The 22,254-nt window shown below is 32.8% G+C and carries 24 protein-coding genes and 1 pseudogene; 14 read left to right on the forward strand and 11 right to left on the reverse strand.

The annotated features are described in order from the left end of the window. Positions 1 to 99: 99 nt before the first annotated feature. A complete protein-coding gene (locus NJT12_RS14590) occupies positions 100 to 492 on the forward strand; it encodes a winged helix-turn-helix transcriptional regulator (protein ID WP_271336650.1) in 393 nt (130 codons plus the stop codon). A 246-nt stretch (positions 493 to 738) separates the two neighbouring features. Here NJT12_RS14590 and NJT12_RS14595 read toward each other — a convergent pair whose 3' ends face one another. Continuing rightward, positions 739 to 2,142, reverse strand: coding sequence for an NAD-dependent succinate-semialdehyde dehydrogenase (locus NJT12_RS14595; protein WP_271336651.1), 1,404 nt, complete (start codon positions 2,140 to 2,142; stop codon positions 739 to 741). Positions 2,143 to 2,357: 215 nt separating this feature from the next. Here NJT12_RS14595 and NJT12_RS14600 point away from each other — a divergent pair, with 215 nt between their 5' ends. The 6 genes from NJT12_RS14600 (at position 2,358) to NJT12_RS14625 (ending at position 8,862) form a co-directional block, all read left to right on the forward strand. Beyond that, positions 2,358 to 2,960 carry a 2,3-bisphosphoglycerate-dependent phosphoglycerate mutase gene (locus tag NJT12_RS14600; protein WP_271336652.1) on the forward strand — a complete coding sequence of 201 codons (603 nt, stop codon included), beginning with the start codon at positions 2,358 to 2,360 and terminating at the stop codon, positions 2,958 to 2,960. Between the two features lie 157 nt (positions 2,961 to 3,117). Continuing rightward, positions 3,118 to 4,257: an ergothioneine biosynthesis protein EgtB gene (egtB, locus tag NJT12_RS14605; protein ID WP_271336653.1), complete on the forward strand. Its 1,140-nt coding sequence runs from the start codon at positions 3,118 to 3,120 to the stop codon at positions 4,255 to 4,257. Between the two features lie 39 nt (positions 4,258 to 4,296). Then, on the forward strand, positions 4,297 to 5,658 hold the full coding sequence (locus NJT12_RS14610) for a mercuric reductase (RefSeq protein ID WP_271336654.1): 1,362 nt from the start codon (positions 4,297 to 4,299) through the stop codon (positions 5,656 to 5,658). Between the two features lie 8 nt (positions 5,659 to 5,666). Further along, positions 5,667 to 7,133 carry a BCCT family transporter gene (locus NJT12_RS14615; protein WP_271336655.1) on the forward strand — a complete coding sequence of 489 codons (1,467 nt, stop codon included), beginning with the start codon at positions 5,667 to 5,669 and terminating at the stop codon, positions 7,131 to 7,133. 71 nt (positions 7,134 to 7,204) lie between these two features. Further along, positions 7,205 to 8,197: an L-histidine N(alpha)-methyltransferase gene (locus NJT12_RS14620; protein WP_271336656.1), complete on the forward strand. Its 993-nt coding sequence runs from the start codon at positions 7,205 to 7,207 to the stop codon at positions 8,195 to 8,197. Further along, positions 8,197 to 8,862, forward strand: coding sequence for an aspartate/glutamate racemase family protein (locus NJT12_RS14625; protein ID WP_271336657.1), 666 nt, complete (start codon positions 8,197 to 8,199; stop codon positions 8,860 to 8,862). Before NJT12_RS14620 ends, NJT12_RS14625 begins: the two co-directional genes overlap by 1 nt. A 284-nt stretch (positions 8,863 to 9,146) precedes the next feature. Here NJT12_RS14625 and NJT12_RS14630 read toward each other — a convergent pair whose 3' ends face one another. The 5 genes from NJT12_RS14630 to NJT12_RS14650 all read right to left on the reverse strand — a co-directional run bounded on the left by NJT12_RS14630 (position 9,147) and on the right by NJT12_RS14650 (position 15,835). Beyond that, entirely contained in the window at positions 9,147 to 9,479 is a 333-nt protein-coding gene (locus NJT12_RS14630) for a gamma-glutamylcyclotransferase family protein (protein WP_271336658.1), read from the reverse strand. Positions 9,480 to 9,625: 146 nt separating this feature from the next. Further along, entirely contained in the window at positions 9,626 to 12,904 is a 3,279-nt protein-coding gene (locus tag NJT12_RS14635; protein ID WP_271336659.1) for an AsmA family protein, read from the reverse strand. 1,019 nt (positions 12,905 to 13,923) lie between these two features. Then, positions 13,924 to 14,715, reverse strand: a complete 792-nt coding sequence (locus tag NJT12_RS14640; RefSeq protein ID WP_271336660.1) for an SDR family NAD(P)-dependent oxidoreductase — start codon at positions 14,713 to 14,715, stop codon at positions 13,924 to 13,926. 49 nt (positions 14,716 to 14,764) lie between these two features. Next, the gene (locus tag NJT12_RS14645) at positions 14,765 to 15,346 is read right to left on the reverse strand and encodes a TetR/AcrR family transcriptional regulator (protein ID WP_271336661.1); all 582 of its coding nucleotides are present in this window, start codon (positions 15,344 to 15,346) and stop codon (positions 14,765 to 14,767) included. A gap of 159 nt (positions 15,347 to 15,505) precedes the next feature. Further along, on the reverse strand, positions 15,506 to 15,835 hold the full coding sequence (locus NJT12_RS14650; protein WP_271336662.1) for a cupin domain-containing protein: 330 nt from the start codon (positions 15,833 to 15,835) through the stop codon (positions 15,506 to 15,508). A 172-nt stretch (positions 15,836 to 16,007) separates the two neighbouring features. Here NJT12_RS14650 and NJT12_RS14655 point away from each other — a divergent pair, with 172 nt between their 5' ends. The 6 genes from NJT12_RS14655 (at position 16,008) to NJT12_RS14680 (ending at position 18,777) form a co-directional block, all read left to right on the forward strand. Next, positions 16,008 to 16,571 carry a hypothetical protein gene (locus NJT12_RS14655; protein ID WP_271336663.1) on the forward strand — a complete coding sequence of 188 codons (564 nt, stop codon included), beginning with the start codon at positions 16,008 to 16,010 and terminating at the stop codon, positions 16,569 to 16,571. Positions 16,572 to 16,576: 5 nt separating this feature from the next. After that, on the forward strand, positions 16,577 to 17,026 hold the full coding sequence (locus NJT12_RS14660) for a hypothetical protein (protein WP_271336664.1): 450 nt from the start codon (positions 16,577 to 16,579) through the stop codon (positions 17,024 to 17,026). Positions 17,027 to 17,332: 306 nt separating this feature from the next. Further along, positions 17,333 to 17,500: a hypothetical protein gene (locus NJT12_RS14665; RefSeq protein ID WP_271336665.1), complete on the forward strand. Its 168-nt coding sequence runs from the start codon at positions 17,333 to 17,335 to the stop codon at positions 17,498 to 17,500. A gap of 85 nt (positions 17,501 to 17,585) precedes the next feature. Then, complete coding sequence (locus tag NJT12_RS14670) at positions 17,586 to 18,176, forward strand: DUF6934 family protein (protein ID WP_271336666.1); 591 nt, start codon at positions 17,586 to 17,588, stop codon at positions 18,174 to 18,176. 38 nt (positions 18,177 to 18,214) lie between these two features. Then, positions 18,215 to 18,418, forward strand: a complete 204-nt coding sequence (locus tag NJT12_RS14675; RefSeq protein WP_271336667.1) for a hypothetical protein — start codon at positions 18,215 to 18,217, stop codon at positions 18,416 to 18,418. A 134-nt stretch (positions 18,419 to 18,552) separates the two neighbouring features. Beyond that, complete coding sequence (locus tag NJT12_RS14680; RefSeq protein WP_271336668.1) at positions 18,553 to 18,777, forward strand: hypothetical protein; 225 nt, start codon at positions 18,553 to 18,555, stop codon at positions 18,775 to 18,777. A gap of 457 nt (positions 18,778 to 19,234) precedes the next feature. Here NJT12_RS14680 and NJT12_RS25170 read toward each other — a convergent pair whose 3' ends face one another. From NJT12_RS25170 to NJT12_RS14690, 3 genes are all read right to left on the reverse strand, one after another. Then, positions 19,235 to 19,450, reverse strand: a complete 216-nt coding sequence (locus NJT12_RS25170; RefSeq protein ID WP_414655394.1) for a DUF6965 family protein — start codon at positions 19,448 to 19,450, stop codon at positions 19,235 to 19,237. A gap of 180 nt (positions 19,451 to 19,630) precedes the next feature. Beyond that, positions 19,631 to 19,783, reverse strand: coding sequence for a hypothetical protein (locus tag NJT12_RS14685; RefSeq protein WP_165571361.1), 153 nt, complete (start codon positions 19,781 to 19,783; stop codon positions 19,631 to 19,633). A gap of 2 nt (positions 19,784 to 19,785) precedes the next feature. Then, positions 19,786 to 20,316 (reverse strand): hypothetical protein, encoded by a 531-nt coding sequence (locus NJT12_RS14690; RefSeq protein WP_271336669.1) that lies wholly within the window; start codon positions 20,314 to 20,316, stop codon positions 19,786 to 19,788. A gap of 390 nt (positions 20,317 to 20,706) precedes the next feature. Here NJT12_RS14690 and NJT12_RS14695 point away from each other — a divergent pair, with 390 nt between their 5' ends. Then, complete coding sequence (locus NJT12_RS14695) at positions 20,707 to 21,033, forward strand: LysR substrate-binding domain-containing protein (protein ID WP_271336670.1); 327 nt, start codon at positions 20,707 to 20,709, stop codon at positions 21,031 to 21,033. On the opposite strand, the pseudogene NJT12_RS25175 reads toward NJT12_RS14695, so the two are convergent. Further along, positions 21,028 to 21,204: pseudogene (locus tag NJT12_RS25175) on the reverse strand (hypothetical protein); the annotation flags it as partial. The gene NJT12_RS14695 and the pseudogene NJT12_RS25175 sit on opposite strands and share 6 nt — an antisense overlap. A 494-nt stretch (positions 21,205 to 21,698) precedes the next feature. Further along, positions 21,699 to 22,052 carry a hypothetical protein gene (locus NJT12_RS14700; protein WP_271336671.1) on the reverse strand — a complete coding sequence of 118 codons (354 nt, stop codon included), beginning with the start codon at positions 22,050 to 22,052 and terminating at the stop codon, positions 21,699 to 21,701. Between the last annotated feature and the right edge of the window lie 202 nt (positions 22,053 to 22,254).

Consider the following 22,254-nt stretch of genomic DNA (forward strand, 5'->3'; position numbering starts at 1 on the left):
AAATTTTAAACTATAAAAATAATAGTAGCAAAATTATTTATAGTTAAGTAAATTTGCAATAACTATCTATTTAGATAGCTCTTATAAAAAACAAATGATATGGATTTAGAATGTAAAAGTGATTTTATTGAGGTGAACAGTAAACTATTTCCATGCACTGTAAGTATAGCTATGGATCTGGTTGGCGGAAAATGGAAAGCAGTTATATTATATCACTTAAAAGATACAGATAAAAGATATAATGAGTTAAGAAAAGAAATGCCTGCTGTCACGGAAATGACACTTAGCCTGCAACTAAAGCAACTTGAAAAGGATGGTCTTATATCGCGGACGGTTTATGGCAAAAAGCCTCCTATTAAAGTTGTTTATAGTTTAACGGATTTTGGAAGATCCTGTATTCCTATGCTTAATGCCATTACTGAGTGGGGGAATCAAGTTGCTGCTCAAAAAGGGGAATTTATCGACACAAAATCTGTTAGTGCAACGATTTGATAATTTGATTGACCATTTGGTACAGGATTAATTGCTTTGTGGGAAGTATAGAAAAGTTTTAATTAACATCTTACTAGAGCAATCTTTCGCAATTTATAAACATTTCTGATGATTTTCAGGCTGGCGTTGATGAATATTATAAAATATTTCTACTACACATCTTTATAATTTTCCTTATGAAAAAATAAAAAAAGAGTCCGCTTCGATATTTTACGAAACGGACTCTTTATAAAAAAAACAATCTATTTAATTTGGATTTGAAGCTTTAGTAATTCGTATAAGCTTAGCATTTACAAATTCATAAATCCCTGCAGGAGATTGTTCACGGCCATATCCGGATCCTTTAGTTCCGCCAAAAGGCAGTTCTGGAGTAATCCCTGTCAGATGGTTGATGTAAACCATCCCGGTTTCTATTTGTCGGGCAACATTTACGGCTCTTTTTTCATCTCCGCTAAATACACTTCCACCTAAGCCAAAGTTTGTTGCATTTGCAAGAGCTACTGCTTCATTTTCGTCTTTAACACGATAAAACATAAATACCGGACCAAAGATTTCTTCATTATAAGCAGAGTTTCCAGGTTCTATATTTGTAAGTAGGGTAGGTTCCATAAAAGCACCTTTGCGATCAATTCGTTTACCACCCAACAATACAGTAGCACCTTCTTTTACGGCTTGTTGTACTTGTTTAATAACACCTTCAACAGCTTTCTCGCTGCTCAGAGGAGCAAGTGTAGTTTCCGGACTCATAGGATCTCCAACTTTAATAGAAGCAAATTTTACTTTTACTTTTTCTAAAAAAGAATCTGCAATGCTTTCTTCAACAATAATTCGTTTAGGAGAAGTACATACCTGTCCGGCATTCCACATACGACCGTTTACAGCAGCATCAACAGCTTCATCTATATTGGCATCATTGAGCACAATAAAAGCATCACTTCCGCCAAGTTCCAAAGTCGATTTTTTTATATATTTACCTGCTGCCGCTGCAATCGATGCTCCGGCTGGCTCACTTCCGGTTAATGTAACCGCTTTAATACGTATATCAGAAACTAGTTCACTCGCTTTTTCACCCGGTATAAAAAGGTTTTGGTAAACACCTTCGGGAGCACCGGCTTCAAGAAAAATATCTTCCATAAGCTGAGCACATTGCGGTACATTTGAAGCATGTTTAAAAAGCATGGTATTACCGGCCATTATATTAGGCGCCGCTGATCGGGTAATCTGATAGAAAGGAAAGTTCCAGGGCTGTACACTAAGTAAAACACCCAACGGTTCATAACTAAGAAAAGCAAATCCTATAGGAGTTTCTAACGGACTATCAGCCAGAAATTTTTCGCCATTATCAGCATAATAATCAAAAATAGCGGCACTTAATTCCACTTCTTGTATCGCTTCTCGGTGTAATTTACCCATTTCCAGTGTTGCCAAAGCCCCTAATTCTTTTTTTCTATCGCGCATGATAGAGGCCACTTTATGCAATAATTTGGCTCTAACATTAAAAGCGGTTTTTTTCCAGGTTTTGAAAGCTGCGTCTGCTTTTGAAATTTTTGACTCAAGCTCTTTATCGTTCATAACATCAAACTGTTTTACAATTTCGTTATTAAACGGATTGACTGATTTAACAGATGACTCTTTAATTGAATTTTCCATAATAATATATTATTTAAAGTATACTTATAAAGGTACACCTTACATTTTTCAATAAACTTAGCGTACTGTTAATGTTTATCATAGCTCTGTTAAAATTAAAAACAGATATGAAACTGAGCCATAAGATGTATATTTTGATTTTATACAATTCTAAAAACTAATGCATTAATTGTTTTATCTTTATAATAGTTTTGATATGGCTTTAAATATAAAAAATGGCACAATTAGTTTTTGTCAGACATGGACAATCTCTTTATAATCTGGAAAATCGATTTACAGGAATTCTTGATGTTCCGCTCACGGATATTGGAAAAGAACAAGCAAAACTTGCGGGAGAGAAACTCATTGGTTATGTTTTCGATATTGCCTATACTTCTATGCTGATAAGGGCTCAGGAAAGCTTAGAGATTATCCTCAATGAAATGAAGGTAACAATCCCTATCGTAAAAAATAAAGCCTTTAATGAGAGAATGTACGGTACTTTACAAGGACTCAATAAGGAAGAAACGGCAAAAAAATATGGTCTGGCTCAGGTGGACATCTGGAGAAGAAGTTATGATGTATGTCCTCCTGATGGGGAAAGTTTGTTAGATACTTACAACCGCGTAGTTCCTTATTATAAAACCGAAATAGAAACAAAACTAAAAATGGGACAGAATGTTTTAATAGTAGCCCATGGCAACAGTCTGAGATCCCTGATGATGTATCTTGAAAACATCAATCCTCTTGATATTGTAAAAGTAAATATCGCAACAGGAATACCCAGAGTTTACACGTTTGATGCTGAACTGAAAATTTCTAATGTAACCTATCTATAGTTATCTCTGTGAAGCTTTTAATAACAAAAACAAGAAGTAAATTCACGACTGAAATTATTAAATTAATACTATTTTTTATTTAAAAATACTTATTCTGTTTTTTAAATTACTAACTTAGAGTATAATACAAACTCACAAACAGCAGTAATTTAATACTATGACAGCACGTTTCTTAAAAGTCAGAAAAAAAACAGAAAAAATTTGCACTCCTTTACTTGTAGAGGATTATTCTGTACAACCCAGCGATTTTGCTTCTCCGCCAAAGTGGCATTTGGCTCATACCACCTGGTTTTGGGAAGAGTTTCTACTTACGAAATACAACCCTGATTACACAGTTTATCATCCTGATTTCTCCTACTTATTTAATAGTTATTACAATACAGTTGGAAAACGGATACAGCGTCCTTCCAGAGGATTTATGACAAGACCATCCGTAGAAGCTGTTTATGCTTACAGGACATATGTTACTGCCGCCGTTGAATTGTTTATGAAGAACGATTTAAATCAGGAAATACTTGATATTATTGAGATCGGAATCAATCATGAAGAACAGCATCAGGAACTTTTAGTATATGATATAAAATACCTCTTAGGAACACAGGCAACTTTTCCTGGTTATGGCAATCATTTTTTGCCAGCTTCTGAAAAACAGGAAGTTGGTTTTGTAAAAATTGCAGCAGGTATCTATGAAATTGGACATACAGGATCTTCTTTTTGTTTTGATAATGAATTGGGAAGGCACAAAGTGTATGTAGATGATTTTGAGATTTCAAATACACTTGTAACCAATGCAGAATATCTGCAGTTTATACAAGACGACGGTTACAGAAATTTTAATTACTGGCATGATGAAGGTTGGGCGTGGGTTAACGAAAATGAAATCGAAGCACCCTTGTATTGGCATAAAATAGATAATGAATGGCAGGTGTATGATCTAAATGGCTTGCAGAAAATCGCAGCAGATTTACCGGTAATGCACCTGAACTATTACGAAGCTTTTGCCTATGCGCAATGGAAGGGAATGCGATTACCAACAGAATTTGAATGGGAAATAGCGAGTAGTCAATTGTCCTGGGGTAAAGTTTGGGAATGGACGAACAGTGCATATCTGGCTTATCCTAATTTTAATAAAGCATCTGGAGCATTGGGAGAATACAACGGAAAATTTATGGTGAACCAAATGGTTTTAAGGGGAGCCTCAGCAGCAACTCCGGAGAATCATAGCCGTAATACCTACCGTAATTTTTTTCATCCTGTAATGCGTTGGCAGTTTTCAGGATTACGACTGGTAAAGTGATTTTTTGAAATCAGCTCAGTCTTTAAAAACAAAAATACTATGAAAAAGTTTGATTATATTATTATCGGAAGCGGACAGGCAGGTATTCCTTTGGCGTTTAGCTTATCAAAAGAAGGAACCGTTGCCATTATTGAAAAAAGTTTTTTGGGCGGAACGTGCGTCAATAACGGTTGTATACCGACCAAAGCTTATGTTGCCAGTGCCCGAAGAGTCTGGGATGCTTTTCATGGCGATGACCTAGGTGTCGAAATTCCTAAAGGAACAAAAGCCAATCTCAGAAAAATTAAAGCACGTAAAGACGAGTTGGTCAATGAATCCCGCTCTAATATTGAAAGAGCCATTAAGAGAGATGAAAAAATTAGCTTATATAATGGTGAAGCTCATTTTTTGAGCAATTATGAGGTTAAAGTTGGAGACACAATCCTGACTGCAAAAAAAATATTTATCAATGTAGGAGCAAGGGCAGTAGTTCCTAAGGAATATCAGGAAGTTCCTTTTTATACCAACGAAAATATTCTGGAAATTGAGGATATTCCCAAACATCTAATCATCATAGGCGGAAGTTATATTGGTTTAGAATTTGCTCAGATCTTCAGAAGATTTGGCAGTGAAGTCACAATCATAGAACGTAATAAGCAATTGATCAACAGAGAAGATAAAACAGTAACTGATGTCGTAGCTGAAATCATGAAGGCAGAAGGTGTCGATATTGTTTTTAATGCCAAAGATATTAGCGTAAAAGAGAATAATAAAGAAGGTATTACCCTGAACACCGATATTAAAGTAATAAAAGGATCACATTTGTTATTGGCCATTGGTCGTGCCCCTAATACTGATACATTGCAATTGGAGCATACGACAATCAAATTGGATGACAAAAAGTATATAAAAGTCAACAATTACTGTCAGACAAATGTTGAGGGTATTTTTGCCATCGGGGATTGTAACGGTGAAGGTGCTTTTACACATACTTCGTACAATGATTTTCAAATTGTAGAAAGCTTTCTTTTTAAGAAAAAGGAGCGAAAAATTAGCGATAGAATCACAACTTACGGATTGTTTATTGACCCACCGCTAGGCAGAATTGGAATGACAAAAAAAGAAGCTCTCGAAAAAGGACATGAAATTTTGGTAGGGTACCGCCCTATGACAAAAGTAAATCGTGCTAAAGAAAAAGCAGAAACTTTAGGTTTTATGGAAGCAGTAATCGATGCTAAAACCAATCTCTTTTTAGGTGCCTGTGTCTTAGGAGTGGGTGGGGACGAAATCATAAATGGGATTACGAATTTGATGTATGCCAAAAAGCCTTATACCGTTTTGAGGGATTCAATACATATTCATCCTACGGTAAGTGAACTTATCCCAACGATGTTAGAAGATTTAAAACCAATTGCTAAATAAGAAGTATTTTGATTTCAAAACTATCCAGTCATTTTCGGGCTAATAATCTACTTTTATACGGGATGTTTTTTGGTGCTGTATTCTTTATAACCGGAATTTTGGCACCGGATACCTTGCTGTCTGTTTTAAGTCATATCAATAAGCAGTTATTATCAGTTTTTAGCACTTATTATTTAGGATTGGGACTTCTTATAGTGCTTGCTTCTTTAGTGTTGCTGTTTTTGCCTATTCGAAACAAAAGACTGGGATCAGAGAAACCGGCTTATTCCTATTTCAGTTGGATTGCCTTATTGTACAGTACCGGAATGGGTTCCGGTTTATTGCTTCGTGCGGTACAGGAACCTGTTTATTATTTTAATAATAGTCCGGTTGCCACTACGAATGCAAAAGAAACAGCACTTCAATACACCTTTTTTCATTGGGGTTTTACGCCTTGGGCGATGTACAGCCTGTTTGGTTTATTAGTTGCTTATAATCTTTATATAAAAAAAGCACCTAATTTATTGCATGCCATAGTTCCCGATATAAAAAATAATATACTGAAGTTTAGCGCTATTCTCTTTATCGTATTAATCACTATTACGGGAGTAATCGCTTCATTAGGATTGGGAACGGCACAATTAATAGGCGGACTGAATTATACTTTTGAGGCAGAGTTTGGAACTTCTTTTTTATTGATCAGCGTGTTTGTAATGGGATGCATCGCTACTTATTCCGCATTGACGGGAATTACAAAAATGATTAAAATTTTGGCTGATTTTGATTTTGTTTTTTCCATTATTTTAATGCTTTTTGTGGCCTTGTTTCTAAATTTTAATCTTTATATAACTCAGACTTTTACGGCTTTTTATCAGTATGTGATTCATTTTTTTGAAATGAGTCTCGCTACAGGAGCTTATACAACCAAAGGGACTTTTACCCAGGATTGGACAGTTTTCTATTGGGCATTCTGGTTGGCGTGGGTTCCTTTTACGGGTATTTTTATTGCCCGCATTTCGAAAGGTAGAACCATAAAGGAATTTTTGATTGCTACAATTTTAGTACCTACTTTAGCCACTATCATCTGGTTTTCCATATTTGCCAATGCTGCTTTTGAGATAATAGAAAAGGGCAATAGTACACAGTTTGATAACGTGTTTAGTTCTTTGTTTGTTTTTTTAGAGCATTTTCCATTTCATGAAATTACCTTTTTGGTTGCAGGTCTCTTAGTCGCTATTTCTATTATTAATTCAGTCGATTCAGCCATTTTTGTATTAGGGATGTTTAGTGATAATGGCAATGAAAATCCCTCTAAAAAACATAAACTCGGTTGGGGTATTATCATTACGGCTACAGCATTAGGACTTACTGCTCTTGGTACAAGCGAACTGTTAAATGGAATTAGTAATCTGTTAATTATTATGGTTTTACCTTTTAGCTTTTTGTATCTTTATTGTATAGTAACATTCTTTAAACAGAACATTTTTCGAAAATAATATAACATCATGCATCGTTTCCTATCGTATTTTTAAGATAACTTAAAAATAAATAACCAATAGCCTTAATTATGAAAGAGACAGTCGTTTTAAATAAAAAGGAATCCCAAAAAAGTACATTAGAGCAATTTAAAAAGGAAGTTAATGACGGATTAAATGAGTCTTTGAAGACATTACCTTCAAAGTTTTTTTATGATAAAAAAGGAGATGCTCTTTTTGTCGAAATTATGCATTTGCCAGAATATTATGTTACGCGTTCAGAGCATGAAATATTTAAAGATAAAAGCGCTTCGATAATTAAAGCATTAGCATTAGATCAGGATACTTATTTTGAACTGATAGAACTTGGGGCTGGTGACGGCATGAAAACTAAGGAACTGCTACAGGAACTCTCTCGCGAAAATTACAAGTTTGATTACATTCCGGTAGATATTTCGCAGAATGCTTTAGAAAAATTAGAAAAAGATCTCAATCAGAAAATGCCCCATATTGCGGTAAAAACCAAACAAGGAGATTATTTCGAGGTTTTAGAATCATTAAAAGAAAATCAACATCCAAAAGTGATCTTGTTTTTAGGATCCAATATCGGGAATATGCCTGATGATGTGGCGGAAGTCTTTATTGCTAATCTGAGTGAAAATTTAAATTTTGGTGATAAGTTTTTTTTAGGTGTAGACCTAATAAAACCGGCAGCTATTGTTTTGCCTGCCTATAATGATAGTAAAGGGGTTACAGCTGCGTTTAACCTGAATTTACTGGAACGAATCAATAGAGAACTGGATGCTGATTTTGAAATTGAAAATTTTAAACACCAACCGGAATATGATGAAAAGCAGGGCATCGCAACTAGTTTTTTAGTAAGTACGAAAGAACAGGATGTATTTATAAAAAAGATCAATAAGATATTTCATTTCGCTAAAGGCGAGAAAATTTTAACTGAAATTTCAAGAAAATACAATGATAAAATTTTAGATAAAATTCTAAAAAAGACAGCGTTTGTTATCAAAGACAGAATTACGGATCGTAAAAAGTATTTTGCCAATTATGTTTTAGAGCATTTATAATGAAAATACAATCACTTGGTATATTGGGATTAGGAAGTCGCTCTACCCTTTTTTATATTAAGGAACTTAACCGCCTTTATCATAAAAAAAGAGCAGGATACAGTACTTGTCCCTTTACATTATTGAATACCAATTTTGATGTTCTAAATAACTTGCTCCCCAAACCTTCAAATAAGCTTAAAGTGCTCTTGAGTAATTATTTGACAGAATTAAGTCATTTGCAAGTAGATGCTGTTTTAGTTCCAAATATTACCCTGCATGAAACCATTGATAAGCTTAGTATAATGCCAAAAATTATTCATCCGGTGCATCTCACTATTGCCAAACTTAAGGATAAGGGTTTTAGTGAGATTATTTTATTTGGTTCCTTGCATACGATGGAATCGGATTACTTAAAATGGGCATTTAACAATCAAAACATTGCAGTATCACTTCCTGCAGTAGCAGAACGGGTCGTAATAGAGGACGTTCGTAAACATATTTATTGGGAAACAGAAAGTAAAGAGCTAATGCAGGAGTATGCTGATATCATCAAAAAATACAGTTCAAATAATGCACTGGTATTGGCTTGTACAGAATTATCGGTGGCTTGGACTACTATTGATAGTAACATTTTTGATATGTCCCGGATTCAAATTGAAGCAGCTGTTGAAAATATTGATTAACTCATCGATTCAGCGAATAGATATACTTAAAGATGCTTCTTCAACAGCTATTTATGGTTCCCGTGGTTACTGATACACTGACTCAGTCAAAAGGATTACTGCAATAAGGGTTTTAAAGGAATAAAATGATAACAAAACAGGATCTCGTATTTATTTCCTGTTTTGTTTTTTATGCAGCAAAAGAAACAAAAAAGGAAAAACTGTTCAATAATTTACGGAGTAATTTATTCAGGGGAAAAAACGCCAAAAGAACGTCGCCAAAGTTGTTTTAGTAGAACTGATTTTTACTTTTTTACGTAAATGAATCCTTTCTCACCTGATTGAAATTCGACTTCAATTCTTTTATAATCATCAACTTCATATTTATCAGCGTTTAGTATTTCAGTTTCTGATATTTTGAAAAGCATACCCTCAACTTTATCATTTAGGTTACCTGTAAAGTCAATTATTGGATGAAATTTTTGCCCGCTTTTTCGTAAAACTTCATGATCTGTTATTTCAACCATTTTTAGGGCATACCCTAATAAAGTCTCTTTTTTTCCAGTTAGCAGTCTGCCAAAAGTTTCCATTTGCACTTGCTCTTTTTGTAAAGTTCCGTAAGAAAATAAATTTAACATTGTTAACTTAGTTTTGTCGAGTCTGGACTTATATCATTCATGTAAAAATTTTACAAGTCACACTCTTATTTTAGTAGAATATTTTTTTTTGAAGCGTCCGGGACAAAATTATAGATATTTAGTAATTAACACAAGCTCAAAAACTTTTATCTTGATTTTAGTGTATCTAAAACTTTTGAATTTACAGGAGGTAACTTTAGGGTATCTCTTTCTCTGATTTGTCGCTCCGGCGCCTTCAGGTTATTGAGTTCACTCTCTTCTGAAAAAGTAGTGTCTTCTTTAAATTTACCTGTAGTAATTTTAAAATCGTCTGCGGTACCTGTAATTTTCATAGGAACATTAATAAGTCCCATTGGTGGCAGTCCTAATCGAAACCCGATATTTAATTTGCCATCCATAGTAACTTGCCCTTCAAGCTTACCTCTAAAAGTTGCCATTTTCATCGTTGTTGGCGTAATAGTCATCACATTATTTTTAATGGTAGAGTGAATGGCAATTTTATTAAATGAGGCTTTTTCTAAATCCGCAGCATCCGCTTTTTTAGCTACATGATTTAAAAGTTTAAAGTTTTTAAATTTAATATCTTCCAGTGTTAACGTTCCTTCTCCGGCTATCGATTTAAAATCAATATCCATATTTTGGTCAATACTTCCGGCAAGTTGGTAATCAACAGAAACCAAACCGTAGGCATCTTTAGCCATACTCACCATATCTGCAAAAATAGGTATCTCTGCATAGGCACGTTGAATATCAAAGTTACTGGCTTTAAAATGGGCATTGTATTTCGCTAGCAAGCGATGTTGCGCTTTATAATCTCCGGTCATCTCTATCTGGGTACCCGCCATATCAAAAGTCGCCTGGCTTACCTGAACTTTGCGGTCGTTGATATCCAGTGTTCCTGTAAAATTATTGATTTTATAAGAATCAAATTGAAGGAGATTCACTTTTGCCGTAATTTTTAAATCCGCTGTTCTGGGAATTCTAATGACGTAGTTTTTATTTTTAGTATTTACATTTTTAATGCCAGTGTTTATAGCAGTAGAATCTGTTTTTTGTGCTGTTTCCTCTTCAGCTTTAGCGTCAGTATATTTGGCAATCATATCAAAAAACTCGTTGGCATTAATGTGATTGCTGGAAAGGTCAATCTCTGCTTTAAGCTTTTCATTAGCGTCACGCAGGTATTTGCGATTAAACATATATCGGATAAAATTATGGATATAACCATTTAATACAACATCAGATTTACCGTATGTAGCATTAAAATCCTCAAAACGCATCTTATCTTTAAAAAATTTAAATGTACCCTTAGAAATTTGAAACGTTTCCGGAAATAAGGCACTTTTAATTACTATGTTTTTAGCTTCGAGCTTTCCGCCATTTTTAATGTTGTCGTAATTTTTGGCATCTAAATCTTTTTTAGAGCCTTTAGCGATAAGATTAGTCTGGATGATTCCTGAAACATTGACGTCTTTAATGGGGAATATCTGAGTTAATTTACCAATGTCCAAAGTTCCCTGAGTTTTGATATTGTATACTAAATCATAAAGGTTAGTCAGTTCCCCTTCAATTTTAAAAGGTGATCCTGCCAGAACAAATTCGACGGGCTGCAATTTGACATTTAGATCTTGTCCTGTACCTTTTTCGCTCGTAACAATTGCGTTTAAGTTTATATTTTGTATCGGAATATTTGGGAATTTAAGTGATTTTAAATAGCCGTTTTTAATGTTTACGATCGTTTTAGAGGATGGGTATCTTTTTTCTTTACGGTTTAAAACCCCGTGCATACTTACTTTTAAATTTAAATCTCCCTTAACTTCTAAACTGTCTAAAGGATAAAATTGATGTACCTCGGCTAAATTAATTTTAGATTCTAATTCAGTATCAACAGTAAAAGGATATAATTTATGAAGAGAGAAATTTCCGCGAATAAAATTATCCAGAGCTTCTATATTCAGATTGGTTACTTTACCTGAAATGTTACGTAAAATACTGTCTTTAGCCGTTAAACTTAAATTAAGATTAACATTTTTTATAGCATCTTTTCTCTTTAGATCTTTCAGATATCCATTTTTTAAGCTTGCATTAAACTCAAACTTAGGAATACTTTTAATTATAGTATCCATTTTATTTAAACGCGGGCTAAATCCCAGATCGCGTAAAAAGATACCATCGGCTTTTAAATTAAGAGCAATGTCTCCGCGAATATCAAGTCGGTTTAGGTTTAGTGCTTCTTTAAATTTTGCTAAATCTAAATGGGCAGAAACTGCAGTTTTAATTTTTAACTTTTTAAAGCCTTCTGAATGGAAATTCAGGACTGTTTTTTTTCCATCCAGATTAAACGACAGGTTTTCCAGATCAAATTTTAATTTGTTAATATCTAAGTCTTTGACCAAAGCCCTGGCATTGATATTAATTTCTTTTACAGGCTCTTTAATTTTTTTATAAGCAATGGTACCGCTATTAATTTGCAGATCTGCTAAAACCATTGGTTTCTCTGATTGGTCCTGCATGTACTTCCCACGTGCTATAATTTTGAAATCAATATTCCCTGTAATAGCCATCTGTTCTTTCCAATTGTCATAAGAAGGCGGTACAATCGATAGCATTTCCTCTATTGTAGAGTTTTTAGATTGCATGTGTAAATCAAAATCATATCCTCCTTTAATAAAAGCAAAATAACCGTTGAATGAGAAAGGAAAATTTTTGATCCGAATGTTATTGCGCTCGAACTTAAATTTAAGTTCTTTAGCATCTATATGCGTAATAATTTCCGCATTTATGGGTTTATTGTGTACATAATGAACCCCGTCTGCACTAAAATCAAACAATTTTATTTTGATATGAGAGTTAAGATCAAAAATATCAGCGCTTAAATCTCCTTCTCCTTTATAATTAAGATCTTGAATTTTAAAATCTAAAGGAGTGCTTTTATCGTTATAGGATATGTTTGTTTTGTTGACAATGATACGTTTAATTTTAAATTCGGTCGTAGTAGTATCTTTTGAAGCTCCTGAGGGTTTTACAATATTAAAATTTGCATTCCCGCTCGAATCTATTTCAAAGTTTAAATTTGCTGAGTCTAAATAAATAGCATCTAAAATAATTTTACCTTTTAGTAAACTATAAAAATTAACTCCAACTGCTGCTGTTTTAGCCTTTACCACATTTGATGATGCAAATTGAACTTTTTTGTTATCGATACTAATATTTTTAGCATAAACAATTAATGCAGGAAAGTGTTTAAAAACCGAAAGTCCAACTTCATCAAAAGAGATCTTTGCATCCAATTTTTCGTTTGCAATACTTTCTATTTTAGCTGTTATTTCATCTTTAAAAAAATACGGAACAACGGTTAGGATTATCAATAAAAGCAGCAGTAGTGATCCTGTAAAAATTGAAGTAATTTTTAAAATCTTTTTAATCATTTATTAACTTATTTATGGGTGACCAAAAATATAAACGGGATGGATAAAGCATATTTTTAGGGAGCAAAATTAACTAATCAAAATTAACCATTAAAATTTTAATTTGTTTTTAAATCAAATTACTCAATTGGAATTTTCAGTACAAGATAAAAGGTTGTCAGTTAATTGATTAAAAATAGTTGCCAGTGGCGAATGTTACTTATTAGAGGATATAGTCACAGTTTTCATTGCAAGAAAAATAGCTGGAGCAAACTTTTTCATGAAAATAAATATCCCTAGATGTTTACAAAATGCATTTGTAGGAACACACGTCCCTTGAGAATAACAACTAACCCAAAAATAGTTATAACGATTGTAATTTAACATTGGAAAAAGAAAATCGAATACCGGTTTTTCTCCAGTATTAGATTTTTAAAACTTCAGGGTATCTGTGATTTATTTGATCATATAATAAGAATCCCGTTTTTGATCAAATCCCTATATAGAACCTTGATATTGTAAAGAATCATATAAGTACATGGTAATAATGTATTTAATAATAAATTCTATTGATTTACTACTCTAATTATATTTCTTCCACTTGTAATACCTCAAATGTATTTAGTGCACTTAAAAAATGGAAATTTAATTTCTGCACGTAGTTAATAATATTGAACTTTTATAATTCTAAGTTCATTTATAAATGGAATATTTTTTTTTTATACTGTTTAAGTAATAATTATTTGTAAATAGTATGCGGTTTTTATGTTCCGTTGAGATACCTTGGCGGGACAAATTTCAACAAATTTTATGGAGGATTAGAAGAGATTGGCTTGTTATATGTAGGGTCTGTCTTTTATTGGCTTTATGAATATGGTTTGGATGTCCTATTGGGGATTGAAGGAAAATGTAGAGTCAAATATACATATCGTTAACCTCTTTTTATTAAAACCGACTTAGCTTTTTGTGCAAAATTGGAGGTATCTCCAATTTTCGTTGACCAAAAAGAATAATTTTTGATTGATTCAATTTTAGAATAATCAGATAGTTTTTAAAACACCTCCATCTGCTCGTAACGATGCCCCATTTGTTGCTATAGAAAGCGGACTTGAAAGATAAACTGCCAGCGAGGCAATTTCAGATGGATCAATAAAACGCTGTAATAAAGAATGCGGATTGGTCTGTTGTATGATGGCATTTTTCATTTGTTCAATCTCTATATTCTGTACAGAAGCGATATGTTCAATTGTTGAAGCAACACCGTCAGAATAAGTTGGTCCGCCTAAAATCGTATTCACTGTAACTTCCGTACCTCTAGTTAGTTTAGATAAACCATTACTTACTGCTGTCATTGCAGCTTTTGTCATTCCGTAATGAATCATATTTTCTGGAATATTCGCACCCGATTCGCTGCTGATAAAAACAATTCTTCCTGATTTTTTCTCCAGCATTTGAGGTAAAAGTTTTTTAGAAAGCCTGATACTGCTCATTACATTAATGTCAAAAATTCTATACCAATCTCCATCTTCCAGATTTTCAAAATCTTTTAATTCGAAAATGCCGACGTTATTAATCAAAATATCAATATTGTTTAATTTAGTTAATAAAGCAGTTACTTCTTCTTTTTTCTCAAAATCACAGACAATTCCCGAAACTAAGGCATCTGGAAATTCATTTTTTAATTTTTGTACTGCCAGATTTGTTTTTTCTTCATGCCTTCCATTAATGATAATTTCGGCTTTTTCATTTAATAATTGTTTGGCAATTGCAAAACCAATACCTTGTGTCGAACCGCTAATAAAAGCTCTTTTCCCTTCTAATTTTAAATTCATTTTTATTATTTTAATTTTGTAATGATTGATACATAAATAGTCAAAAAAATTAGCTGATAACAGCTAATTGCATTTCGATTTGATTTTTTAAGACATTTTTGTCTGGATACATTCTTCTGAGCGTATTAAGTCCGCACCAAAATGTTATGAGATATCTGCCAAGTATTTCCGGATCAGTCTGGGTTTTTAAATTTCCTTTTAATTTTTCGTCTTTAATTGCCTGAGTAAACATTTGTTCGACCTCTTTTAAAATCTGAACCGCATCTGCTTCCAGATTATCATCAATAAAAGTCATTTCTACAACCGTATTGGCAATAATACAGCCTTTAAGATGCTCATTTTCTTCTGCGGAAGCGATACTTCTAAAAAAATCTTTAATTAATTCTAATGGAAATTCGCTTTTGCTTAATTCCTTTTTAAAGGCGTCAAAAGCTAATAGTCGTTCTTCAATAGCTTTTTGAAAGACCTCTTTTTTGCCCCCTTTGAAAGTATTATAAAAACTTCCGGCACCGGCACCAGTTGCTTTTTGCAGATCACTCAATGAGGTAGCACTATATCCTTTCTGCCAAAAAACTTCCTGTGCTTTCTTTACAATATTAGCGTCTTGGTATATGGTAGGCCTTCCTCTCATTTTTTTATTTATTTTTGTAATGATCAATACAAAATTAGAAATAAAAATACGTTTGCTCCAAATTTTAAAGCAATTTTATTTTGTTAATTAAAAGATTGCATGAATTGCAGGGAGTTAATTTCTCATTTCCAGCAATCGATGACATCGGTTTGTATAACGCTACTGGATCTTAATAGAATTATATTGTTCGTCAGTAACAGGATCAAGCCAATCAACCATACCTTTTTCAGTATTGATACTTACAGCATAATGTATAAACCTTCCATTTGGTGTAGCGCCATGCCAGTGTTTGATACCAGGTAACACATTAATAACATCACCCACTTTTATTTGTTGAATGGAAAAACCTTCTTCTTGATAATAACCGATACCTTCTGTAACAATGAGTATCTGATTACTGGGATGTGTATGCCAGTTGTTTCTGCAATTTGGTTCAAATATCACTTCACCAATAGCACAATTTGTGTCTTCGTCTGGGAGAAGTCTCATTTTTAGCCAGGCGATCCCGGTAAAATAATCTGTTGCAACAAGACCGAATCCTTCCGGTGCTTTAGTTTTTTGTTCTTTTGCTATTGATTATGCACAATCTGAAGGTTGGAAGTTTGGAAGTAACTGGAAATCAGCACAAGATTTAATTGGTAATCCTGGTAAACCAAGCGATGTGATTTCACAAGAAACAAGTGATTTCTTATCTTCAAGAACTACGGCCGCAAACTATCGTGAATTACTAACGCAAATAGGTGCAAGCCAAATAAATTCGGCTAATAAAGCCATGGCGGGTTCAGCAAGTGGTAGAGTAACTCCTCAAGAACTAGATTCTCCATTCTTTGTTTTAGCTGGTTTTATACCAAAGGGTTTTGCAATGGGTAGTAGCGCTAGTAGTTTTTATACTGTTCAGGGCGTTGAAGATGTTGCTAGACTTTTGAATGGAGGAGTTCCTTTTCCAGTTGGTTATACTAAATCATTTGTGGGTGAAGGTGTTTATTCTTTTGGAACCAAAGCAGATGCATTAAGATATAAGTCTATGTTAGAAGGATTTGGTTATACTGATTTACAAGTTTTAACATTTAAAGTTTCTAATTATGGAAAGTTAAAAGTTTTCGATATGAGAGGTATTGGTGACGATGCGGCAAATGCATGGTTAGAAACTCATGCATATCCAAATAATCATACTTTTGACCATGTAATTAGACCATCAGGTAATTTTAATCAAATAAAATTTTAATAATTATGGGTGACTATGAATCATATTTTAGGTTATTTAAATCTTCATGGGGAATATTGATTGGCTTTAAAGGTGAGATTCTCGAAATGTCTGAGGAGTTTGAAATGAATGATTTAATCAAAATAAATGATTTTTTGTATTTGCAACTGAATATATCTAATGAAAATAAATATATTCATAACAATAAAACAAAACTTGAAAATGGAATACAGTGGGTCTCTGAGATTTTTCCAAAACAAAAGAAGGTTTTAATTAAAATAAATGAGATTGATTTAAACTTTTGTAATTTCCAAATAGAAGGTTTATTTTTTGGCATAGCAAGTTGGATTTGTAATTACTATAAAGTGGAAATGCCAAATTATCATTCTACATTTGATAAAGACTCAAATAAATATCTTTTTTCATTTGATGAGAATGATGAAATTTCGAAAAAATTACTTTATCCGCTTTCGTAAAAATTGTTATGACTATATGCAATTGTTGTCTATGCTGTTGGAATATATTCTGACTTCTGTCCACAATCTAAAGCAAACAAAAAAAGCCACTTCTATTACGGAGTGGCTTTTGATTGTTTATAGAGTTGATACATTTTTAGCAGAAAAATTTAAGGTTTATTAAATTTTTTAGTTTAGAAATTGTCAAGGCAGTTATTGCACTGTGGTGAAGCAATTGGACTAGAAGCTGTACTCTCCAGAATGATGAAACGACTTAAACGTGAATTTCATTATGTGAAGGACTTCAAGTAGTTCAAGCAGTCTAGAATGTCGATTTGGATTACAGAATTAGGACTCAGGCATGCACAGTATCTGGGAGGTTATCGATATGTGACCAGTGTTCAGCGGTATGATTTTAAAAGCATTAATGACTTAAAAATTGAAACTCGAATACAATCACCCGATGGAACGCTTTGGGAATTAGAAGTAAAATAACAGAGATGAAATTAAAAACGCTATAATTATCCTAATTAAGTGAGAATGATATTTACATTTGTAATTCAATTGTAAAAGATAAGATTTGGATTTTTTAGAAAAGGCGTATAATTATAATTTTGAAGGTATTACTAATGAAGTTTATCAGTTTAGGTTCATTAGTACAGGAATACAGGAAATAACGAAAATAGTTTCCATTTCACCCGTTGATAAAAGCCACAATTGGTATAATGTAGGTTTTGGAAATTTAGAAAATAATGACGGTTCAGTAAGAGTTAATGATTTAGCTGAAATCAACAATAACGATTATGATGAGGTTTTAGCGACTGTTTTTATGTGTATTCTTCATTTTTTCAATTCTAATCGAGATTGCACCATATTGTTTTTTGGAAATACACTACATAAACACAGGCTTTACAAACAGAAAATATCTTCAAATATTAGTAGTTTGGAACAATATTTGGATATATCAGGAGGCAAGATAGAAGAAGAAATAACAATTATTGAAAAAAAGCAAACAATAACAAGGAAAGGAAAAGAACATGAAAGAACGATACGGGAAAAAGACCTTACATCACTCCAAAAGGATATTGTAGTAAAACAGATTGAAAAGTACAATAAAGATAAAACAGCTGACTATCAATTTGTTTTGTTTAAACTGAAAAACGACCAATAATTATTGGATAAGTAAAAAAATAGTATATTTGTAACGTTATGGGAACAAAAGAATTAAGAGATTTAGTAGAAAAGCAGATAGAAAAATCTACTAGTTTTTGGGCTGGTCGTCCTAAAATGACTATCCAAGAACTAGAAGCGGTGGAGAAATTTGCTAAAGAAAAAAGTAAACTTTTTGAAAAAGCATTCGATTCTCCTGAAAAAGTAGAGAAAATTAACAAAATGCAAAACAGCACATTATAAGTTGATTTATTAATTCAAAAAACTTATTATTACATAAAAATGACCGTTTAGAATCTATCTGAACGGTTTTTTTGTACATGTTTGTTTTATGTTCTTACGATGACTTATCAATGATAAGGTAATGCCCTTTTGGAATGCAAGTGCCCACTAGACGAGGTAATGCAAACGAATATCGATACGGATTCCAAGGTCAGGAAAAGGATGATGAGATTAAAGGCGAAGGGAATTCTTTGGATTACACCTTTAGAATGCATGACCCGAGGATTGGTAGGTTTTTTGCAATTGACCCGCTGGCATCTCAATTTAGAGGAGTGAAAGTAGATTTCTTCTTATTCAGATTATCTAATCTTTTTGGTTAATCCCCAACTTTTGCGTTTGATCCGTTTGATCCTCCATTAGATTGGAATTTTAGAAATTTGGAATTTATCTTAAAATTCTATACATAAAAAAAGTCCTAATTTTCATTAGGACTTTTTACGTGGGGAGAGCAGGATTCGAACCTTAAGCTTGAAACCCGCGTATTTCCTGCATTTTTTATTTTTTTAAACCTGTGGTGCCACGATGTTGCCACGAAAATAAAATTGTTAATTTTCGTATGTAATGATTTGATTTTTAACAGATTGACTTACTGCTTTTTGCTATCATTCTTTTTGATGTAAATATAAGATATTTGTTTGTTGTATTGATTGATTTGTCTTGTTTTTAATTGTATTTTATTTCGAAATAATTGAGAATTGATTTATAATTATCTTGTGTGGTAAGACGAGTATCTATAAAATATTCCTTTACATTATTTTACAAGTGTATAGAACTCTTTTAAATGCCACCAGGCAGGGCACTCTCAATGTCTCCTTTATAATGGTATATAGTAAGGAAACAGCTCTTTAAGAAAAGCTGGGAATCTGTGATTTTAGCACATGGCTTTAACTCCACTTCCTTGGGCGGGGGAGTGGCGTCAAAATAGCGTTTTATTTCTTCTGGAAGTAGAGGCTGTCTTTGAATGGCATAATGATTTTGGTTTGGATGTCCCATTGGGGATTGATGTAAATTTGTATAAATTTTTTAATTTGGCCTGATTACACGTTAATTTTTTTAAATCTGTTCGATTCTGCCACAAAACCAATAATGTAGACAATTGAGATAATAATTCATCTGATTGCCAAATTTTTGAAGCAAAAAGTATCAACTACATCAAATGTGATATGTTATGTTCTAATTTTTAAGTATTAATTTCTTTTTCTCAGTTTTCTTTTTTGTTAGTTTTTTCTTTTGAAAAAAATCGCTTAAAGCTTTTTCTTCAGCTAATGTTAGAGAACTTAGTCCACCAATACTGTCTATATCTAAATCTAATTTTTTAGTTTTCATAATTATTTATTTTGAAAATATTTATTGATTAATTTCAAAGCTGATTTTGTTTCAATTATCATAATTCTACCACCGAAATGGAATGCTCCAAGTGTTTTTTCATAATGATCAACTAATTGCGATTTTGAAAGAAAAGAAACATTTCCATCGTGACCGCGCTGAAAAGATAATTTACAAGCATAAGCAACTAGATTACCAGCTACACCAGCATAAACCTTTGTTTGTCCTTTATTGAATGGAGCACTTTCAACAAGATGCATATAGACATGATCTGACTTAACTTCTAAGCTTATAAGACCTTGGATTATTTTTGAATTTCCAAAAATTGTAAGTTTATAAACATCTCTAATTGGATTTTTAAATTCTTCATTCCAATTAAAAAGCCAGCCATTTTTCTTTGTTAAAGACTTTAAATCAGAATTTTGGAGAATAGAAATTTCAGTCTGAAAACGATCTCCAGTAATCACGTTTTCTATTGAGTTTGTTAATTTGTCAATTATAAAATCGAGTCCTAATTCTGCTTCTTTATCCATACTGCTAATTTAATGAATTTAATCTAATTTTGAAAACATTTGAATATGGAAAATAAATTCTGCCGACCCTGTCGGCAGAATTGTTGGACTGTAATAGTTTCAAACCTAAACTTCTTAGCGCCTTATTTTGCTTAGCTTCTAGTTTTCAAAACTTCATGCGCCATGATTCTGCCACAAATTAAAAATGGCGATAATTTATTATAGCAAATAAACTTACTACCATAAAATTTTGCGATAAAGAAAAATTAATTTAAAAATCAAGAGTAATTGTTTTTTCGATTTTCGACATTGTAATGGCGGCTGTACTTCGGACGTAATTCATAAATATCTTTTAAAATGTTTGTGTTAACGCTATAATAAAGTTGAATAGATATATTCTTAAACCCTCTTTTGAAGAATATTCCATTTCAACTGAATGCAACTTTTGGCATAGCCAAGGACTTGTTACAGCAATTAGCCGATGGGGAACTTGATTTTGTTGTAGCAAGCCAAAAATCCATTGAGAATAAACATATCGTTTATGAACCTATCCTTACCGAAAATTTTATTGTTGTAGGAAGTCCCGATTTGGATTTAAGCGATTTAAAAAAGCATTTGAAAGATAAAGATTTTACAGCCATCGAGAAATGGCTTATCAATCAGCAGTGGTATGCTTATAGTAAGGAAACAGCTTTTAAGGAAAAGCTGGGAATCTGTGATTCTCGCCCATGGTTTTAACTCCACTTCCTCAGGTGGGGGAGTGGTGTCAAAATAGCGTTTTATTTCTTCTGGGGTCATGGGGCAAAAATTAGGTAAAAATTGCAGAGAGGGCAAGGGCTTAGGGTCAATTTCTGGGTCAGTGTTTTTATGTGTTTTACCTGCATTTGTTCCAAATGTACTGAGGCTCATTAAATTATCCCTTCAGATTCTGTTTTTATTTTTTCAGGCTTTCATTTGGGCTGGTCCGGACCTGCGGCGCCCTTTGGGAATTCATGCAGATGCGGGTTGCTTTACTTCCTTAATGCTTTTTTTTAGGAGCTATTCCCGCTATGCGTTCCAATCTTTTGTGCCGAACTCCGGCACAAAAGGATTTCCACTGCACACGAGCGAAGCGAACTGGCGAAGCAATCGGGGCTAAGAGTTGAATCCATTTTTATGTTTTTGCTCTTTTTTTTAATAATTATTTTATAAGCTGTATTGCTTAGGTATTGAAAAATGCAGTTTTTGTTGAAATAATTTAGTACTTGAGAAAGAGGGATTCGAACTGTAACTCCAGGACCTCCTTTATATAATGGATTTTTAATATATGTAACCGGATTCAAAATGTACTGCGCCACGATTGTGCCACGGAATCTTTAAGTGTTTTTATAAATATTGAATATGCAACTTGTTTAAAATGAATGTTATAATTCACTTTGTAAATCAAATGTTTTACTGTCAGGATTTTCAATAAGATATGTTAGACCTTCAAAAATAACCACATCATGCTCTTTATTATCATAAACGCTTATACCTTTGCTGATCACATATTTGCTTATCCTTAGCTCTACATCATTCTTATAAGTAATAACTTTATTGTCTGAAGTAAAAACTATTTTTTTAGTATATCCCAGAGTCTTTGGGGTGGAGATATAATTTGCATTTTCTCCTCCTTCTGATTTTTGACAAGTCCAAGATCCTAAAATTGTATTTGGAGTTTGATCATTAAAAACGGAACTGGAAGTAAACGAATAAAAGGAGAACAAAACAATGAGCAATAAAAATTTTTCTTACATTTTTTTGAATTTTATATATAAATAGTAGTTTAATTATTTGTTTGTGAGAAATGTCTTTCTATGTAAAAAGTTTTTTATTCTAAAATTATGTTTAAAACAACAGTGACATAAAGTAAAATGTAGAAGACAGATAAAACAAATCCAATGCAAGTAAATGTTTCCTCCTTTATATAATCGCGAATTT

This window comes from Flavobacterium azizsancarii, from assembly GCF_027980145.1.
GTDB lineage: Bacteria > Bacteroidota > Bacteroidia > Flavobacteriales > Flavobacteriaceae > Flavobacterium > Flavobacterium azizsancarii.

Coding starts and splice junctions, on each gene's coding strand:
- NJT12_RS14590 (WP_271336650.1), top strand. CDS start 100: ATGGATTTAGAATGTAAAAGTGATTTTATTGAGGTGAACAGTAAACTA.
- NJT12_RS14595 (WP_271336651.1), bottom strand. CDS start 2,142: ATGGAAAATTCAATTAAAGAGTCATCTGTTAAATCAGTCAATCCGTTT.
- NJT12_RS14600 (WP_271336652.1), top strand. CDS start 2,358: ATGGCACAATTAGTTTTTGTCAGACATGGACAATCTCTTTATAATCTG.
- egtB (WP_271336653.1), top strand. CDS start 3,118: ATGACAGCACGTTTCTTAAAAGTCAGAAAAAAAACAGAAAAAATTTGC.
- NJT12_RS14610 (WP_271336654.1), top strand. CDS start 4,297: ATGAAAAAGTTTGATTATATTATTATCGGAAGCGGACAGGCAGGTATT.
- NJT12_RS14620 (WP_271336656.1), top strand. CDS start 7,205: ATGAAAGAGACAGTCGTTTTAAATAAAAAGGAATCCCAAAAAAGTACA.
- NJT12_RS14625 (WP_271336657.1), top strand. CDS start 8,197: ATGAAAATACAATCACTTGGTATATTGGGATTAGGAAGTCGCTCTACC.
- NJT12_RS14630 (WP_271336658.1), bottom strand. CDS start 9,479: ATGTTAAATTTATTTTCTTACGGAACTTTACAAAAAGAGCAAGTGCAA.
- NJT12_RS14635 (WP_271336659.1), bottom strand. CDS start 12,904: ATGATTAAAAAGATTTTAAAAATTACTTCAATTTTTACAGGATCACTA.
- NJT12_RS14640 (WP_271336660.1), bottom strand. CDS start 14,715: ATGAATTTAAAATTAGAAGGGAAAAGAGCTTTTATTAGCGGTTCGACA.
- NJT12_RS14645 (WP_271336661.1), bottom strand. CDS start 15,346: ATGAGAGGAAGGCCTACCATATACCAAGACGCTAATATTGTAAAGAAA.
- NJT12_RS14650 (WP_271336662.1), bottom strand. CDS start 15,835: ATGAGACTTCTCCCAGACGAAGACACAAATTGTGCTATTGGTGAAGTG.
- NJT12_RS14660 (WP_271336664.1), top strand. CDS start 16,577: ATGGGTGACTATGAATCATATTTTAGGTTATTTAAATCTTCATGGGGA.
- NJT12_RS14665 (WP_271336665.1), top strand. CDS start 17,333: ATGTCGATTTGGATTACAGAATTAGGACTCAGGCATGCACAGTATCTG.
- NJT12_RS14675 (WP_271336667.1), top strand. CDS start 18,215: ATGGGAACAAAAGAATTAAGAGATTTAGTAGAAAAGCAGATAGAAAAA.
- NJT12_RS14680 (WP_271336668.1), top strand. CDS start 18,553: ATGCAAGTGCCCACTAGACGAGGTAATGCAAACGAATATCGATACGGA.
- NJT12_RS25170 (WP_414655394.1), bottom strand. CDS start 19,450: ATGGGACATCCAAACCAAAATCATTATGCCATTCAAAGACAGCCTCTA.
- NJT12_RS14685 (WP_165571361.1), bottom strand. CDS start 19,783: ATGAAAACTAAAAAATTAGATTTAGATATAGACAGTATTGGTGGACTA.
- NJT12_RS14690 (WP_271336669.1), bottom strand. CDS start 20,316: ATGGATAAAGAAGCAGAATTAGGACTCGATTTTATAATTGACAAATTA.